General features: G+C 69.8%; 15 protein-coding genes. 6 read left to right on the forward strand and 9 right to left on the reverse strand.

What is annotated here, in order from left to right; all coding sequences use genetic code 11:
- Nucleotides 1-4: 4 nt before the first annotated feature.
- Nucleotides 5-886, reverse strand: coding sequence for a deoxyribose-phosphate aldolase (locus tag KUM44_RS14365; RefSeq protein ID WP_217208246.1), 882 nt, complete (start codon nucleotides 884-886; stop codon nucleotides 5-7).
- Nucleotides 883-1,833: a 5-dehydro-2-deoxygluconokinase gene (gene iolC, locus KUM44_RS14370; RefSeq protein ID WP_217208247.1), complete on the reverse strand. Its 951-nt coding sequence runs from the start codon at nucleotides 1,831-1,833 to the stop codon at nucleotides 883-885. Before iolC ends, KUM44_RS14365 begins: the two co-directional genes overlap by 4 nt.
- Nucleotides 1,834-2,310: 477 nt before the next feature.
- On the opposite strand from iolC, the gene KUM44_RS14375 reads away from it, so the two are divergent.
- Nucleotides 2,311-2,511: an AlpA family transcriptional regulator gene (locus KUM44_RS14375; protein WP_217208248.1), complete on the forward strand. Its 201-nt coding sequence runs from the start codon at nucleotides 2,311-2,313 to the stop codon at nucleotides 2,509-2,511.
- A gap of 61 nt (nucleotides 2,512-2,572) precedes the next feature.
- Nucleotides 2,573-3,139: a GNAT family N-acetyltransferase gene (locus KUM44_RS14380; RefSeq protein ID WP_217208249.1), complete on the forward strand. Its 567-nt coding sequence runs from the start codon at nucleotides 2,573-2,575 to the stop codon at nucleotides 3,137-3,139.
- Here KUM44_RS14380 and KUM44_RS14385 read toward each other — a convergent pair.
- Complete coding sequence (locus KUM44_RS14385; protein WP_217208250.1) at nucleotides 3,120-4,163, reverse strand: zinc-dependent alcohol dehydrogenase family protein; 1,044 nt, start codon at nucleotides 4,161-4,163, stop codon at nucleotides 3,120-3,122. The genes KUM44_RS14380 and KUM44_RS14385 overlap by 20 nt on opposite strands.
- Before the next feature lie 165 nt (nucleotides 4,164-4,328).
- Complete coding sequence (locus KUM44_RS14390) at nucleotides 4,329-6,581, reverse strand: MMPL family transporter (protein ID WP_217208251.1); 2,253 nt, start codon at nucleotides 6,579-6,581, stop codon at nucleotides 4,329-4,331.
- A 188-nt stretch (nucleotides 6,582-6,769) separates the two neighbouring features.
- Here KUM44_RS14390 and KUM44_RS14395 point away from each other — a divergent pair, with 188 nt between their 5' ends.
- From KUM44_RS14395 to KUM44_RS14405, 3 genes are all read left to right on the forward strand, one after another.
- Nucleotides 6,770-7,417 carry a TetR family transcriptional regulator gene (locus KUM44_RS14395; protein ID WP_217208252.1) on the forward strand — a complete coding sequence of 216 codons (648 nt, stop codon included), beginning with the start codon at nucleotides 6,770-6,772 and terminating at the stop codon, nucleotides 7,415-7,417.
- Between the two features lie 70 nt (nucleotides 7,418-7,487).
- Nucleotides 7,488-7,727, forward strand: a complete 240-nt coding sequence (locus KUM44_RS14400; RefSeq protein ID WP_217208253.1) for a heavy-metal-associated domain-containing protein — start codon at nucleotides 7,488-7,490, stop codon at nucleotides 7,725-7,727.
- A 7-nt stretch (nucleotides 7,728-7,734) separates the two neighbouring features.
- Nucleotides 7,735-10,017, forward strand: coding sequence for a cation-translocating P-type ATPase (locus KUM44_RS14405; RefSeq protein ID WP_217208254.1), 2,283 nt, complete (start codon nucleotides 7,735-7,737; stop codon nucleotides 10,015-10,017).
- A 670-nt stretch (nucleotides 10,018-10,687) separates the two neighbouring features.
- Here the strand turns inward: KUM44_RS14405 and KUM44_RS14410 are convergent.
- The 4 genes from KUM44_RS14410 to KUM44_RS14425 all read right to left on the reverse strand — a co-directional run bounded on the left by KUM44_RS14410 (nucleotide 10,688) and on the right by KUM44_RS14425 (nucleotide 15,609).
- Entirely contained in the window at nucleotides 10,688-11,977 is a 1,290-nt protein-coding gene (locus tag KUM44_RS14410) for a citrate synthase (RefSeq protein WP_217208255.1), read from the reverse strand.
- A gap of 264 nt (nucleotides 11,978-12,241) precedes the next feature.
- Complete coding sequence (locus KUM44_RS14415) at nucleotides 12,242-14,509, reverse strand: ATP-dependent RecD-like DNA helicase (protein ID WP_217208256.1); 2,268 nt, start codon at nucleotides 14,507-14,509, stop codon at nucleotides 12,242-12,244.
- A 45-nt stretch (nucleotides 14,510-14,554) separates the two neighbouring features.
- The gene (locus tag KUM44_RS14420; RefSeq protein WP_217208257.1) at nucleotides 14,555-14,749 is read right to left on the reverse strand and encodes a DUF397 domain-containing protein; all 195 of its coding nucleotides are present in this window, start codon (nucleotides 14,747-14,749) and stop codon (nucleotides 14,555-14,557) included.
- Nucleotides 14,750-14,757: 8 nt separating this feature from the next.
- A complete protein-coding gene (locus tag KUM44_RS14425) occupies nucleotides 14,758-15,609 on the reverse strand; it encodes a helix-turn-helix transcriptional regulator (protein ID WP_217208258.1) in 852 nt (283 codons plus the stop codon).
- Between the two features lie 203 nt (nucleotides 15,610-15,812).
- Here KUM44_RS14425 and KUM44_RS14430 point away from each other — a divergent pair, with 203 nt between their 5' ends.
- Nucleotides 15,813-16,226: an ATP-binding protein gene (locus tag KUM44_RS14430; RefSeq protein ID WP_217208259.1), complete on the forward strand. Its 414-nt coding sequence runs from the start codon at nucleotides 15,813-15,815 to the stop codon at nucleotides 16,224-16,226.
- Nucleotides 16,227-16,597: 371 nt separating this feature from the next.
- On the opposite strand, the gene KUM44_RS14435 is transcribed toward KUM44_RS14430, so the two are convergent.
- On the reverse strand, nucleotides 16,598-16,813 hold the full coding sequence (locus KUM44_RS14435) for a hypothetical protein (RefSeq protein ID WP_079052426.1): 216 nt from the start codon (nucleotides 16,811-16,813) through the stop codon (nucleotides 16,598-16,600).
- Nucleotides 16,814-16,860: the final 47 nt, after the last annotated feature.

Below are 16,860 nucleotides of genomic sequence, written 5' to 3' on the forward strand. Positions count from 1 at the left end.
GACCTCACAGCAGTCCTACGGCAGTGTCCACCGCGGCGGCAACGTCCCCGTCGGCCGGGTAGAGCAGCGAACGGCCCACCACCAGGCCCTGCACGGTGGGCAGTTGGAGGGCGCCCCGCCACTTCTCGTATGCCCCGTCCTGGTCGTCTCCGACCTCTCCGCCGAGCAGGACGGCGGGCAGCGTGGAGGTCGCCATGACCTCGGCCATGTCGTCGGGGTTCTCGGTGACCGGCAGTTTCAGCCAGGTGTAGGCGGAGGTGCCGCCCAGGCCGGAGGCGATGGCGATGGACTTGGTGACGGCCTCGGCGGAGAGGTCGTTGACGACCTTGCCCTCGGGGGTGCGGCGGCTGAGGAACGGCTCGACGAAGACCGGGAGCCGGCGCGCTGCCATGTCGTCGACGGCACGGGCGGTGGACTCCAGGGTGGTGAGGGAGCCCGGGTCGTCGTAGTCGACGCGCAGGAGCAGCTTGCCGGCGTCGAAGCGGAGGCGCTCGATGTCCTCGGCGCGGTGGCCGGTGAATCGGTCGTCGAGCTCGAAGCTGGCGCCCTGGAGGCCGCCGCGGTTCATCGAGCCCATGACGACCTTGTCGTCGAGCGCGCCGAGCAGCAGCAGGTCGTCGAGGATGTCGGCGGTGGCGAGGACGCCGTCGACGCCGGGGCGGGACAGCGCGAGGCAGAGGCGTTCCAGCAGGTCGGCACGGTTGGCCATGGCCAGGCCGCGGCCGCCGACGCCGAGCGCGCCGCGGGCGGGGTGGTCGGCGGCGACGATCATCAGCCGGCCGCCGGCCCCGAGGAGGGGCCTGCGTACGCGCCGGGCGGCGGCTTCCGCTATCGCCTCGGGGTGCCGGGTGCGGGTGCGGACGAGTTCCGCGAGGTCGACGGTCACTTGACGGCCCCTGCGGCGATGGCGGCCTCGATCTCGTCCGGTGTCGGCATCGCGGAGGAGCACTCCAGACGGGAGGCGACGATGGCTCCGGCGGCGTTGGCGTGCCGCATGATCTTCTCCAGGTTCCAGCCTTCGAGCAGCCCGTGGCAGAGGGAGCCGCCGAAGGCGTCACCGGCGCCGAGGCCGTTGAGGACGTTCACGGGCAGCGGCGGGACCTCGGCCTGGTCGCCCTGGCTGTTGACGGCGAGGACGCCCTTGGGGCCCTGCTTGACGACCGCGATCTCGACACCGGCGTCGAGGAGCGCTCGGGCGGCGGCATGCGGCTCGCGAACGCCGGTGGCGACCTCCACCTCGTCGAGGTTGCCGACGGCGACGGTGGTGTGCTTGAGCGCTTCGGCGTAGAAGGGGCGGGCCACGTCGGGGTCGCTCCAGAACATGGGTCGCCAGTCGAGGTCGAAGACCGTCGTACCGGACTTGGCGCGGTGCGCGAGCGCCGCGAGCGTCGCCGTACGGCTGGGCTCCTCGCTCAGGCCGGTGCCGGTGATCCAGAAGATACGGGCGTCGCGGACGGCGTCGAGGTCGAGCTCGTGGGCGTCGATCTCCAGGTCCGGGGCCTTGGGCTGCCGGTAGAAGTACAGCGGGAAGTCGTCCGGCGGGAAGACCTCGCAGAAGGTGACCGGGGTGGGCAGGCCGGGGACCGGGGTGACCCAGCGGTCGTCCACGCCGAAGCCCTGGAGAGCCTCGTGGAGGTAGGTACCGAAGGGGTCGTCGCCGGTGCGGGTGATCACCGCGGTCCGCCGTCCCAGACGGGCGGCGGCCACCGCGACGTTCGTCGCCGAACCGCCGAGGAACTTGCCGAAGGACGTGACCTGCGGCAGCGGGACGCCGGTCTCCAGCGGGTAGAGGTCCACGCCGATCCGGCCCATGGTGATCAGGTCGTACGCCATCGGTGTCCCTCGGTCTCCCTTGTCGCGACTGCGGTGCCGACTTGGCGGGTCGGCCCTCCAGGGTTTTGTAGCCCTGCTGGGGGAGGCCTGTCAATGTTTTGTCCAGACATTCGAACCAACACCCTACGGGGAACGCCGGGCGCCCAAGGGGGTGGCGGGTGCCGTTCGGGGGCGGGTGCGGGTTGGTTCGTGGCTTGTCGCGCCCACGCGGCGGAGCCGCATATCAATACAGCCCCGCGCCCCTTAGGGAGCTGCGGCCCGCGTGTGCCTTTGTGGCGCCCGTGTCACAAAGGCGGCTCTTCTGTCACGCATGTCGCATGTTCGCGGGGCTCGCGTCACGTCCCCTCCACAGGGCCCGCCCGGGCTCACTCTGTGTCGTTGACCGGACACAGGCTTTGTGATCGCCAGCGCAGCGCACGGTACCCCCGACGACCGCCCCAGGGTCGCCGCCGCGGCGCGCGCAGGGAGGTGCAACCGATGACCGACCGAACTCTCTGGTCCTACAAGGAGATCGCCGCGCACATCAAGGTGCAGCCGGACACCGTGCGGTCGTACCGCAAGCACGGGTTGTTGCCGCCGCCGGACCATGTGGAGGGCGGCAAGCCCTTCTGGTACCCGGACACCGTGCGGGCCTGGGTGGAGTCCCGCCCGGGCAACCGGGGCCGAAGGGTGGACTGACCTCCCCGGCCTTGCGGAAAACCAGCTGTGCCCCATCCGGCCAGTGGGGCACAGTCCTCGCATGCGCAGCTTCTCCGTCAAACCCACGCTCACCGGCGACAAGGCCGTGCTCCGGCCGTTCACCGGGGCCGACGCCGACATCATGTGGGAGATCATCGAGGACCCCGAGGTCGAACGCTTCACCTTCTCCCCGAACAACGAACTCACTCCGGAGCGGGTGCGCTCCTGGTACGGCTCGCTGTCCGACCGGCCCGACCGTCTCGATCTCGCCGTCACCGACCGCGCCACCGGCGAACTCGTGGGCGAGGTCGTCCTGTACGAGTGGGATCCGCATGCCCGCAGCTGCACCTTCCGCACACTGATCGGCCCGCGTGGCCGCGACCGCGGCATCGGCACCGAGGCCACCCGGCTCATCGTCGGGTACGGCTTCGAACAACTCGGGCTGCACCGGATCGAGTTGGGGGCCTACCGCCACAACCACCGGGCCCTGCGCGTCTACGAGAAGGTCGGGTTCGTGACGGAGGGGATCCGCCGGGAAGCGCAGACGAGGAACGGGGAGTGGCTGGACGAGGTGCTCATGGCCGTCCTCGACCACGAGTGGGCCGCCCTCAACTCCACGGCTCGATGACGGTCACCCCCGCCCCCGGCGCCGTCCCGAGCGCCGTCAGCGCGGCCGGCACCGCGTCCAGCCCGATCGTCGACGTCACCAGCAGATCCGGCCGCAGCACACCCGCCCGGACCAGCTCCAGCATGGGCGGGTAGGTATGTGCCGCCATGCCGTGGCTGCCCAGCAGTTCGAGTTCCAGGGCGATGGCGCGGGCCATGGGGACCGGTGTCGTGCCGGACGTCGACGGCAGCAGGCCCACCTGGATGTGCCGGCCCCGGCGGCGCAGGCCGTTGACGGAGGCGGCGCAGGTGGTGGGCGAGCCGAGGGCGTCCAGGGAGAGGTGGGCGCCGCCGCCGGTCAGGGCGAGGACGGCGGCGGCTGTGTCGGGGGTGCTCGACGCGTCCACGCACTCCGTCGCCCCGAACTTCCGCGCCAGCTCCAGGGCCTGCGGTGAGACGTCCACCGCGACGACCCGCGCGCCCGAGGCCGCCGCGATCATCACCGCCGACAGGCCGACCCCGCCGCAGCCGTGCACGGCGACCCACTCCCCCGCCGCCACCCGGCCCTGCTGCACGACGGCCCGGAACGCGGTGGCGAACCGGCAGCCCAGCGACGCCGCCGTCGCGAAGGACATCTCCTCGGGGACGGCGACGAGGTTGACGTCGGCGTGGTCCAGCGCCACGTACTGGGCGAAGGAGCCCCAGTGGGTGAAGCCTGGCTGGGTCTGGCGCTCACACACCTGCTGGTCGCCCGCCGCACACGCGGCGCAGCTGCCGCAGGCGCACACGAAGGGCACGGTGACCCGGTCGCCGGGGCGCCAGTTGCTCACGCCGGCGCCGGCTGCCTCGACCACACCGGCGAGTTCATGGCCGGGCACGTGAGGGAGCGTGATGTCCGGGTCGTGGCCCTGCCAGCCGTGCCAGTCGCTGCGGCAGAGGCCGGTGGCCTCGACGCGGACGGTCACTCCGTGGGGGGCGGGGTGCGGGTCGGGCACGTCACGTACCTCGGCCTGCTCCCCGAACTGCTCGAACACCACTGCCCGCATCCCTGGGTCTCCTTTCCGCCGACACGCTTCGCGGGATCAGCCGCGTTGTGTCGTCGATTGTCTGCGAGAACATCGTGGCTGGTCGCGCCCACGCGGCGGAGCCGCATATCGATACAACCCCGCGCCCCTTGGGGCGCGGGGCCCCCCGAGGTTCCGCCGGCGAAGTCAGCCCGGTGTGCTCACCTTGTCCCGTTCCCGGGCCGGCTCGGTTGTCGGGGGCGCCGTCGACTCGCCCTCGCTGAAACCGAAGCGGGTGTGGAATCGCCGCAACGGCCCCGGCGCCCACCAGGTCGCCCGCCCCGTCAGGCGCATGACCGCCGGGACCAGGAGGCTGCGGACGACCATCGCGTCCATCAGCACCGCCAGGGCGATCCCGAGGCCGAGCATCTTGGTGTTGGTGACCCGGGAAGTGCCTATCGCGACCATCACCACCGCGAGGATGACGGCGGCCGCGGTGATCAGTCCGCCCGTGCGCTGAAGGCCGTGCCGGACCGCCTGGTCGTGGTCGCCGGTCGTGTCGTACTCCTCTTTGATGCGGGACAGCAGGAACACGCCGTAGTCCATCGACAGGCCGAAGGCGACGCAGAACATCAGCACCGGGAGGGTCGTCTCGATCGAGCCGGGGCTGGTGAAGCCGAGCAGGCCGGACAGATGGCCGTCCTGGAAGACCCAGACCACCGCGCCGAACATCGCCGTCAGGCTGAGCGCGTTGAGCACCACCGCCTGGATCGGGATCAGCACACTGCCGGTCAGCAGGAACACCAGCAGCAGGGTGACGGTCGCGATGAAGGCGGCCGCGAGCGGCAGGCGTTCGGCTATCGCGTCCTTGGAGTCGACCAGGACGGCTGCCGCGCCGGTCACCCTGGTGTCGAACGGGGCCTGGGTGGCGCGCAGTTCGTCGACCAGACGCTGGGCCGGGTCGTCGACCGCTTCGCCCTTGGGCAGCACCGTGAAGTACGCCGACTCGCCCTTCACCAGGGGTCCGTCGACCCGCAGCACTTCCGGGAGCGCGGCGATCCGCTCCTTGTACGCGGCGTACTGCGCCGGCGTCGCACGGCCCTCGGCGAGCACCTCAAGGCCGCCCCCGGGGCTGCCCGGGAAGCCGTCGCGGATGTGCTGCTGTACGACGTGGGACTCGGCGCTCGCCGGCAGCTGGCGGTCGTCGGCGGTGCCGAACTTCACGCCCAGGAAGGGCAGTCCGAGCAGGACCAGGACGGCGGTGGTGCCCAGAGCGAAGAAGGGGGCGCGGCGCATGACGAGGTTCGCGGTGCGGGTCCAGGCCCTGCCCTGCGTCGCACCGGCCGTCGAGGCGGGATACTTCGGCTGCCCGCGCCGGAACAGGCGGCGCAGGTCCAGGGCGTTGACCCGGTGGCCGAGCAGGACCAGTGCCGCCGGGAGCAGGATCAGCGCGGCCGCGGCGGCCAGCAGCACCACCGCGATCCCGGCGTAGGCGAAGGACCGCAGGAAGTACTGCGGGAAGAGCAGCATCGCCGCGAGGGACACCGCGACCGTGAGGGCGGAGAAGAGGACGGTGCGGCCGGCCGTGCGCAGGGTCGTGCCGACGGCTGGGAGCGGGTCGGCGCCGGTGGCGAGTTCCTCGCGGAAGCGGCGGACGATGAACAGGGCGTAGTCGACGGCGAGGCCCAGGCCGAGGGCCGTGGTGAGGTTCATCGCGAAGACCGACACGTCGGTGACCTCGGTCAGGCCGCGCAGCACCGCGTTCGTGCCGAGGATGGCGACGATGCCGATGCCCAGCGGCAGCAGGGCGGCGACCGCGCTGCCGAAGACCATCACCAGCAGCACCAGGGTGACCGGCAGGGCGATCACCTCGGCGCGGACCAGGTCCTCCTGGATGGTCGTCTGCATCTCGTGCCGCACCGCGACCGGACCGCCGACGCTCACCTCCACCGGGCCGTGCGTGCCCCGGAACTCGGGTGCGATGCGGTCCAGGGTCTCCCCCGCCTGTTTCTCCTCGCCGGTGATGCGGGCGGCGATCAGCGCCTCATGGCCGTCCTCGGCACGCAGGGCGGGAGCCGCCGAGGCGTCCGCCTGCCAGTAGGAGCCGACCCCGGTGACGCCCTTCTCCGCGGCCAGGCGCGCGGTGATGCGCCGGGCCTCGGCGGCGACCGCGGGGTCGTCCACGGTGGCCTCGCCCGCGTCCACGAGGAGCAGGAGGTTGGGCTGGGAGGCGGGGAACTCGCGCTCCAGAGCCCTGGTCGCGTACGTCGACTCGGCCTCCGGGTCCTCCCAGCCGCCGCTGCCCAGCCGGTCGGCGACGCCGCTGCCGGCCAGCACGGCGAGCGCGGTGATCACCAGAGCCACGAGCAGCGACAGCCGCGGCCGGGCCGTCACGAAGCGGGTCCAGCCTCCGAGGCGGGGTGACCCTCCGTCACCGGGTGGCTTGTTGACTTCGGTCATTGTGCGGTGTCCCCTCACCCTGATCCGTGCTGTGCGGTCGGTGCTGTGCGATCCGTGCCGTTCACAACCAGGCAGCATGGAGCTGTCACTGCCATAGAGTGGCAAACACGAGACATCGCTCGCGTTTCTCAAGAATGCGAGCGGTCGCTCGCGTTTGTCAATCGCGTTCGGAGAACTGGGGATAACGCGTGTCCGCCAACCAGGAGAAGGAGCAGCCGCGCCGCCGCCAGGCCCGCGGTGAGCGCCGTATCGCCCAGCTGCTCGAGGCGGCGGCCGCCGTCTTCACCGCCTCCGGCTACACGGCTGCCAGCACCAACGCCATCGCCCGCGAGGCAGGCGTCTCACCGGGCACGCTGTACCAGTTCTTCCCGAACAAGGAAGCCATCGCGATCGAGCTGGGCGAGCGGCTCATGCGCGAGATGCGTGAGACGTTCGGCGAGGCACTCGCCCCGGTCGACCCCACGACCCCGCTGGAGGAGGCCGTCGGCGCGGCCGTCGACCGGTTCATCGCCTTCAACTGCGAGCACCCGGCGTTCTTCGCCCTGATGCACGGCCCCGACATCCCCGGCCGCATCGCCGAGGAGCACGACGCCCTGCACGCGACCCTGCTGTCCCGGATCGAGGGCCTGCTCTCCTCGTTCCTGCCCGACGCCGCCCCGGCCGACCTCACCCGGACCGCCCACATGTGCCTGGGCCTGTACAAGGCGGGCCTGGAGCTGATCCTGGCCCACGAGGGCGCCGAGCGTGACGCCTACGTCCAGGAGCTCAAGCACGCCCTGACCCGCTACCTCGTACCGCTGGTGGCGACCGACTCCTCTTGGAGAAATACCCCGTAGGGGTATACCGTGGCAGTGGAGGGACCCCGCGGGTCCCGTCAACCCCACATGCCTCGACGAGGAGAACGACATGACCGCGCAGACCGACACCCCGGGATCCGTCACCGCCGTCTACAAGGTGAGCGGCATGAGCTGCGGGCACTGCGAGGGAGCCGTCTCCGGTGAGATCTCCGACCTCCCCGGTGTCAGCTCGGTGAAGGCCGTCGCCTCCACCGGCGAGGTCACCGTCGTCTCCGCGGCCGCGCTGGACGAGGAGGCCGTACGCGCGGCCGTGGACGAGGCGGGCTTCGAACTGATCGCCAAGATCTGAGCCTGAAATGCCCCGCACCACCGACCAACCTCCGATAGCCGGGGCGGCCGAAGTCGAGCTGCTCATCGGCGGAATGACCTGCGCGTCCTGCGCCGCCCGCGTCGAGAAGAAGCTCAACCGCATGGACGGCGTCACCGCCACGGTGAACTACGCGACGGAGAAGGCGAGGGTCAGCTGTCCCGCGGGCATCCAGGTCGCCGACCTGATCGCCACGGTGGAGAAGACGGGGTACACAGCCGAGGAACCGACTCCCCCACAGCCCGAGCCGCGGCAGCCGCAGGAGGCTCCGGAAGACCCCGAACTGGCCTCCTACCGGCACCGCTTCACCGTCTCCGCCCTGCTCGCCGGACCCGTCATCCTGCTGTCGATGATCCCGGCCCTCCAGTTCGACAACTGGCAGTGGCTCGCGCTCACCCTCGCCTCGCCGGTCGTCGTCTGGGGCGGGCTGCCCTTCCACCGGGCCGCGTTCACCCATGCCCGGCACGGCGCGGCGACCATGGACACGCTGATCTCGATGGGCACGCTGGCGGCGTACGGCTGGTCGCTGTGGGCGCTGTTCCTCGGCGACGCGGGCATGAGCGGCATGCGCGACGACTTCGAGTTCACGGTCTCGCGCGTGGACGGCGCCTCGCAGATCTACCTCGAAGTGGCCTCCGGGGTCGTCACCTTCCTCCTCCTCGGCCGGTATCTGGAAGCGCGGGCCAAGCGCCGCGCGGGAGCCGCGCTGCGGGCGCTGATGGAGCTGGGCGCGAAGGACGTGGCGGTGCTGAGAGACGGCCGTGAGGTCCGTGTCCCGGTGGACCGGCTGGCCGTCGGCGACCGGTTCGTCGTACGGCCGGGCGAGAAGATCGCCACCGACGGCACCGTCGTCGAGGGCGCCTCGGCGGTGGACGCCGCCCTGCTGACCGGTGAGTCGGTGCCGGTGGACGTGACCGTCGGGGACGCGGTGACCGGCGCGACCGTCAACGCCGGGGGCCGGCTGGTAGTCGAGGCGACCCGGGTCGGCGCCGACACACAGCTCGCGCGGATGGCGAAGCTGGTGGAGGACGCACAGAACGGCAAGGCCGAGGTGCAGCGGCTCGCCGACCGGATCTCCTCGGTCTTCGTGCCGGCGGTCGTCCTCCTCGCGGTCGCCACTTTCGGGGCGTGGCTCGCCGTCACCGACGACACGGTCGCCGCGTTCACCGCGGCCGTCGCGGTGCTGATCATCGCCTGTCCGTGCGCGCTGGGCCTGGCCACGCCGACGGCCCTCATGGTCGGCACGGGACGCGGAGCGCAGCTCGGCATCCTCATCAAGGGGCCCGAGGTGCTGGAGTCCACGCGCCGGGTCGACACCGTCGTCCTGGACAAGACCGGCACGGTGACCACGGGCCGGATGACCCTTCAGAAGGTGTACGTCGCGGAGGGCACCGACGAGGAGGAGGTGCTGCGGCTCGCGGGCGCCGTGGAGCACGCCTCGGAGCACCCGGTCGCGCGGGCCGTCGCCGCGGGCGCGCAGGAGCGAAGCGAGATGGGGGTCCCCCCGGCCGAAGGCTGGGGGAGGGTCGGGAGCCTGCCGGAGGTCGAGGACTTCGAGAACGTGCCCGGGCGGGGCGTACGCGCACGCGTGGAGGGCCGTGACGTGGCCGTGGGGCGCCTTTTCGACACGCTGCCCACCGAGCTGGCCCGCGCCAGGGAAGAGGCCGAGAGGGGCGGTCGTACGGCCGTCGTGGTCGGCTGGGACGGAACCGCGCGGGGCGTGATCGCCGTCGCGGACGCGGTGAAGGAGACCAGCGCCGAGGCAGTGCGCGAACTGCGGGCGCTGGGGCTGACCCCGGTGCTGCTGACCGGGGACAACCGGGCGGTCGCCGAGGCGGTGGCCGACGCGGTCGGCATCGATGCCGATCAGGTGATCGCGGAGGTCCTGCCCGAGGAGAAGGTCGAGGCGGTACGGCGGCTGCGGCGCGAAGGGCGGTGCGTGGCCATGGTCGGCGACGGCGTCAACGACGCGGCCGCGCTTGCCACCGCCGATCTGGGTCTCGCCATGGGGACGGGGACGGACGCGGCGATCGAAGCGAGCGATCTGACGCTGGTGCGGGGTGATCTACGGGTGGCGGCGGACGCGATCCGGCTGTCGCGGCGGACGCTGGGCACGATCAAGGGCAACCTCGTGTGGGCCTTCGGGTACAACGTCGCCGCGCTGCCGCTGGCCGCGGCGGGGTTGTTGAACCCGATGATCGCGGGGGCCGCGATGGCGTTCTCGTCGGTGTTCGTGGTGTCGAACAGCCTGCGGCTGCGGACGTTCCGGTGAATTCGTAGTAAGAACCCCACTGGGTCCCTCTGGAGTCCGGCGCCCGGCTCACATAAGCTCTTCACAAGGCTCACGCATCATCCTTACGCTTGAGTCCCGACCGCCATATCAGGGCTCTTGCGCATCTAACGGACATATGCAAGAGACGCAGATCACAGTGATGTGAACGTAACCATCGAAGGGGTTCGAAGGTCTAAGTTGACGATGTCAGGCAGCGTCTTGGGGGGCGCTTACTGGCATCTGAGGATGTCTTGGGGGACTTCCTCAGAGTTGCGTTGCCGGGGCACGTACTTCGGGAAGCTTTGAGCGGCCCTCCCGAGCGTGCGCTGTCCCGGCAGACCGCATCGACCCATGAGTACGACGAGTTCTGCTCGTTCTGCTCAATGGCAGCACAAGAAAGACAGCGAATTCAGGCGCTGGTCTCTCAGACGCCCGGCCGGATCCCGTGGGGGGAATCCGCACCGGGACATGGGAAGGCGCCCTGGACGTCGGCCCGTGGGGGGACCGCCGCCAGGGCGCCTTCTGTTTTCTGCCTACGGAGGTGCAGCGCCCCGAAGGTGCCGCAGGCCCTGAAGGTGCCGCAGGCCCTGAAGGGGCGCGGGGAACTGCGCGACCAGCCCCAACGAACCCGCAAGCCGACCGACAACCCCCACGCACCCCAAGCGGAGCGCTACCGCTGCTCCACGGGAACGAAGTCGCGCTCCACGACACCCGTGTAGATCTGGCGCGGGCGGCCGATGCGGGAGCCCGGCTCCTTGATCATCTCGTGCCACTGGGCGATCCAGCCCGGGAGGCGGCCGAGGGCGAAGAGGACCGTGAACATCTCGGTCGGGAAGCCCATGGCGCGGTAGATCAGGCCGGTGTAGAAGTCGACGTTCGGGTAGAGGTTGCGCGAGACGAAGTACTCGTCGGAGAGCGCGTGCTCCTCCAGCTTCAGGGCGATGTCCAGCAGCTCGTCGGACTTGCCGAGGGCGGAGAGGACATCGTGCGCCGCCGCCTTGATGATCTTCGCGCGCGGGTCGAAGGACTTGTACACCCGGTGGCCGAAGCCCATCAGGCGGACGCCGTCCTCCTTGTTCTTCACCTTGTTGATGAAGGAGTCGACGTCGCCGCCGTTCGCCTGGATGCCTTCCAGCATCTCCAGCACGGACTGGTTGGCGCCGCCGTGCAGCGGGCCCCAGAGGGCGGAGATGCCGGCCGAGATCGACGCGAACATGTTGGCCTGCGACGAGCCGACGAGGCGGACCGTCGACGTCGAACAGTTCTGCTCGTGGTCGGCGTGCAGGATCAGCAGCTTGTCCAGCGCCGAGACGACGACCGGGTCGAGCTCGAACTCCTGCGCCGGCACCGAGAAGGTCATCCGCAGGAAGTTCTCGACGTAACCGAGGTCGTTGCGCGGGTAGACGAACGGGTGACCGATCGACTTCTTGTACGCGTACGCAGCGATCGTCGGAAGCTTGGCGAGCAGCCGGATCGTCGAGAGGTTGCGCTGCGTCTCGTCGAACGGGTTGTGGCTGTCCTGGTAGAACGTGGACAGCGCGGAGACGACCGACGACAGCATGGCCATCGGGTGGGCGTCGCGCGGGAAGCCCTTGTAGAAGTTCTTGACGTCCTCGTGCAGCAGGGTGTGCTGCGTGATGTCGTTCTTGAAGGTCGAGAGCTCGTCGACGGTGGGCAGCTCACCGTTGATCAGCAGGTAGGCCACCTCCAGGAAGGTGGAGCGCTCGGCCAGCTGCTCGATCGGGTAGCCGCGGTAGCGCAGGATGCCCGCCTCGCCGTCGAGGTAGGTGACGGCGGATTTATAGGCGGCGGTGTTGCCGTAACCGCTGTCCAGCGTCACCAGACCGGTCTGGGCGCGGAGCTTGCCGATGTCGAAGCCCTTGTCGCCGACGGTGCTGTCAATCACCGGGTAGGTGTACTCGCCGTCGCCGTACCGCAGTACTACAGAGTTGTCGCTCACGTCTTCCCTCACCGACGTTGTGCCTCATCTTCGAGGTTGCCCTGACTGTCTCTACCCTCCCCCATTCGGCTCAGGAGAGTGCACTCGGGGTCGACCATTGGGCCTATTGGCGGCACTGAGTGCCGCCAACTTGTCATCCTGCCCCCTGTTTTCCCCATCCGGAAGTGCTGTGTGACCTTCACGACTCGTTTGATCGATCATTTTTCTCGCTGCCTCACGAAGCGGCAGGTCAGAAAGGTGACCTCCGGCGATCCCGGAACAAGATCAGAAACCCGCGAGCCGGAAGTCGAGCGCCGTGCAGCGCCGCCCGGCCGACACCGTGCGCACCGCCTGGCCGATCGCCTTGCGCGACCCCACGAGAACGACGAGTTGCTTCGCGCGGGTCACGGCGGTGTACAGCAGGTTCCGCTGGAGCATCATCCATGCCCCGGTCGTGACGGGGATCACCACGGCGGGATATTCACTTCCCTGTGAACGGTGGATCGTCACCGCGTACGCGTGGGCCAGTTCGTCCAGTTCGTCGAATTCATACGGAACCTCCTCGTCCTCGTCCGTCAGGACCGTGAGGCGCTGGTCGACCGGGTCGAGCGAGGTGACCACGCCCACGGTGCCGTTGAAGACGCCGTTCTTCCCCTTGTCGTAATTGTTGCGAATCTGGGTGACCTTGTCGCCGACGCGGAACACCCGGCCGCCGAACCGCTTCTCCGCCAGGTCGGGCCGCCCGGGGGTGACGGCCTGCTGGAGCAGCCCGTTCAGCGTGCCCGCACCGGCCGGGCCGCGGTGCATGGGGGCCAGGACCTGGACGTCCCGGCGCGGGTCTAGGCCGAACTTGGCCGGAATGCGCCGGGCCGCCACGTCGACGGTGAGCCGGCCGGCCGCCTCCGTGTCGTCCTCGACGAAGAGGAAGAAGTCCTTCATGCCGTCGGTGACGGGATGCTGCCCGGCATTGATGCGGTGCGCGTTGGTCACCACGCCGGACTGCTGGGCCTGGCGGAACACGCGCGTGAGGCGCACGGCCGGGATGGGGCTGCCGTCGGCGAGCAGGTCCCTGAGGACCTCCCCCGCGCCGACGCTGGGCAACTGGTCCACGTCCCCGACGAAGAGCAGATGGGCGCCCGGCGGTACGGCCTTGACCAGCTTGTTGGCGAGCAGCAGGTCCAGCATGGACGCCTCGTCGACCACCACCAGGTCGGCCTGGAGCGGGCGGTCCCTGTCGTACGCCGCGTCGCCGCCGGGCTTGAGCTCCAGGAGCCGGTGGACGGTGGAGGCCTCGGCTCCGGTCAGCTCGGCGAGGCGCTTGGCGGCGCGGCCGGTGGGGGCGGCCAGCACGACCCTGGCCTTCTTCGCACGGGCCAGCTCCACGATCGAGCGGACCGTGAAGGACTTGCCGCAGCCGGGGCCGCCCGTCAGAACGGCGACCTTCTGCGTCAGCGCCAGCTTGACGGCGGCCTCCTGCTCGGGGGCCAGATCCACACCCGTGCGGCCCTTGAGCCAGCCCAGCGCCTTGTCCCAGGCCACGTCGCCAAAGCCCGGCATCCGGTCCTCGTCGGCGCGCAGAAGGCGCAACAGCTGGGCGCAGAGGGAGAGTTCGGCCCGGTGGAAGGGGACGAGGTAGACGGCCGTCACCGGCTCCGAGGCGCCGTCGGGGCCGGGGACCTTCTCCCGTACGACACCGGGGTCGCCGCCGTCCTCGGGGACCTGGGCCAGCTCCGCGAGGCACTCGATGACGAGCCCCGTGTCGACCTGGAGCAGCTTCACCGCGTCCGCGATCAGCCGCTCCTCGGGCAGGTAGCAGTTGCCCTGGTCGGTGGCCTGCGACAGCGCGTACTGCAGGCCCGCCTTCACGCGCTCCGGGCTGTCGTGCGGGATGCCGACGGACTGGGCGATCTTGTCGGCGGTGAGGAAGCCGATGCCCCAGACGTCGGCCGCCAGCCGGTACGGCTGGTTCTTCACGACGGAGATCGAGGCGTCGCCGTACTTCTTGTAGATGCGGACCGCGATCGACGTCGAGACCTCGACCGTCTGGAGGAAGAGCATGACCTCCTTGATCGCCTTCTGCTCCTCCCAGGCGTCGGCGATCTTCTTGGTGCGCTTGGGGCCGAGGCCCGGGACCTCGATGAGCCGCTTGGGCTCCTCCTCGATGACCGTCAGGGTGTCCAGCCCGAAGTGCTGGGTGATGCGGTCGGCGAAGACCGGGCCGATGCCCTTGACCAGGCCGGAGCCGAGATAGCGGCGGATGCCCTGGACGGTGGCCGGGAGGACGGTCGTGTAGTTCTCCACCGTGAACTGCTTGCCGTACTGCGGGTGGGAGCCCCAACGGCCCTCCATCCGCAGGGACTCGCCGACCTGGGCGCCGAGCAGCGCGCCGACGACCGTGAGGAGGTCCCCCGCACCTCTGCCGGTGTCGACCCGGGCGACCGTGTAGCCGTTCTCCTCGTTGGCGTACGTGATCCGCTCCAGGACGCCTTCGAGTACCGCCAGTCGCCGCTCGCCCGTGGAGTTCCCCGCCTGGCTCCCCGCCTGATTGGACATGATCCGACGGTACCGCCCGGGTGTGACAGCGGCGGGGCGTGCGGGTCAGCAGTGGGGGTTCTCCTTGAGGGCTTCGATGAAGACGGCGAAGGTTTCGGCGGGGAAGGAGAGGGTGCCGTAGGCCGGGGCCTTCGAGTCGCGTACTGCCAAGCGCGCGGGGTGGTGGGCGATCTCCACACAGGCGTTGCCGTCGCCGCTGCCGGAGTAGGAAGACTTCCGCCAGTTGTCGGAGGTGGTCACCGTGCGCCTCACAGTTCCTTGGCCAGCCTGAGGATCAAGTCACGCGACCCTGCGGGGTCGAGTGACGCCGCCTCCACTCTACGGAAGAGTGTTCGGAAGACACCAAGCTGGGCTTCGGAGTCAATGAAGACGCTGCCATGGGGACCGTCACGCAGCACGGTATCCAGCTTCGGAACGGCGCCGCCGGCGTACACCATGGCAGCTGTGATGTCGGCGAAATCCTCCAGCTCGAAGGGGATGACACGAACCGTGACGTGGTCCGCCTCGGAGAGTTCCAGGATTCGGTTGAGCTGAGCACGTGAGACGGCGCGCCCGCCGACGCGGATCCGCAGCGCCGCCTCGTGGACCAGCGCTTCGTAGGGAACAGCCCGCTCCGCCCCGATGATGACGCGCCGGTGCATGCGATGGCGGACGCGCAACTCAAGCTCATTTTCGGTGAGTTGTGGGACACGGCGAGAAAAGAGCGCTCGCGCATAGCCCTCGGTCTGAAGGAGGCCTGGGATGTGCAGGAAGTCCACATCCCAGCGATACGCGGCGTGGTGCTCCAGTTCGGACAGGTCCAGGAACGCTGCGGGCAGGAGGCCCCGGTACTCCTCCCACCAGCCGCGAGTCCGATCGGTGGCCACGGCGACCAGTGCGTCGATGAACTCGCCGTCTGTGCAGGCGTAGTGGGACGCCAGGCGCCGCAGCCGGTCCTCACTCACGCCCGAGAGGCCGGACTCGATATGGCTGATCTGGACGTGACTCACGCCAAGCTGCGCCGCCGATTCCTTGGCGCTGAAGCCCGACGCGTCGCGAAGTCTCCGCAACTCGGCCGCCAGGCGCATCTGGCGTGCCGTCGGTTCGCGCCTCGTCGTCATTCACCGCTCCTTGGTGCAACACGCTTGTGAGCACGACTCGTTCGGAGGTCAGATTACGCGATCGGCTTGCGCCACCGAAAATGTAACCCCTACCGTCAGTGATGCGACGCACACGCTGCGGATTGCCGGGGCTCTGGAATCGCACCACTCCGTCGTGCCTTCGCAGCTCTCCGAAATCCCCGCCACCGAAACGGAGTTGCCGCATGCCCGAAAACGAGCCCGAGCCCTGGGAGTACTGGCTCTACCTCCCGAACGACCCACGCGCCGTCACCATCAGCCGCCGCACCCTCCGCCTGATCCTCACCATGCACGGCCTCATCGGCCTCGTGGACGTGGCCGAACTCCTCGCAACGGAGCTGGTCAGCAACGCCGTACGGCACACGAAGGGGCCTGCCGCACTGCGCGTGCGCTGGTCGGCGGGCGCGTTGCGGATCGGCGCGTGGGACGCGGACCCGGAACCGCCCGAGCCGCCAGGGCCCCTGGAGGAAGTTCCTGACGCGGAGGACGGCCGCGGTCTCGCACTCGTCCGCGCCTGCGCCGATCTCTGGGGCTGGCAACCGCTGACCAGGAACGGGGACCGAGGGAAGTACGTGTGGTGTGAGCTCGCCGCAGCCTGAAACGTTTAGGCAGGTGCGCCCAGGAAGCGAGATGCAGACCGACATGCGCACACCGTCATGACCGCTCCTGCGGCGATTCCGGCTCCTTCTGACGATGGCCAGGCAAGGGGAGCCCCGGGAGCGCCGCGACGCAGGGAAAGGCACGGGCCAGGCCCCCGGCTCTCAGTGAGAGCCAGGGGCGGTCAACGGCTTCGCGTCCGTCGGGCACGCCATCGTCGACACGAGTCAGGTGAACGGCGATGGCTGAATGCGGCCCACGCCCTTGCTCTGAATACTGCGCTCGCATCACGGTCCAAGCCGGGAAACTCCGTGATCACCTTGCGATACGCGCCGCGCTGTACCACATCGATCAGACGGGCGGCCCCGGCCCATCATCGGTGGACCCCGGAACTGTGGTCGCGGATCTCGGTGGCGTGGCGCGCAGCCTGCGTAATGTCCCCGGCGTCCTTGGCCGCGTTCAGTTGCTTCCAGTTCGATGCGCAGACCTTGCAGCCGGGGACGGGCACACAGTCCAACAGCCAGGCGTTGAGCCCTACAGGGAGTTCAACGGGCGGTTCCTGGGTGGCCTTGTGTCGCGTAGCTGCCATGGGATGCTCCCGACTCTCCGTGAATCCGGTGACGACGGTAGGAAGCC

It is taken from the genome of Streptomyces sp. AC550_RSS872, assembly GCF_019049285.1.
Taxonomy (GTDB): domain Bacteria; phylum Actinomycetota; class Actinomycetes; order Streptomycetales; family Streptomycetaceae; genus Streptomyces.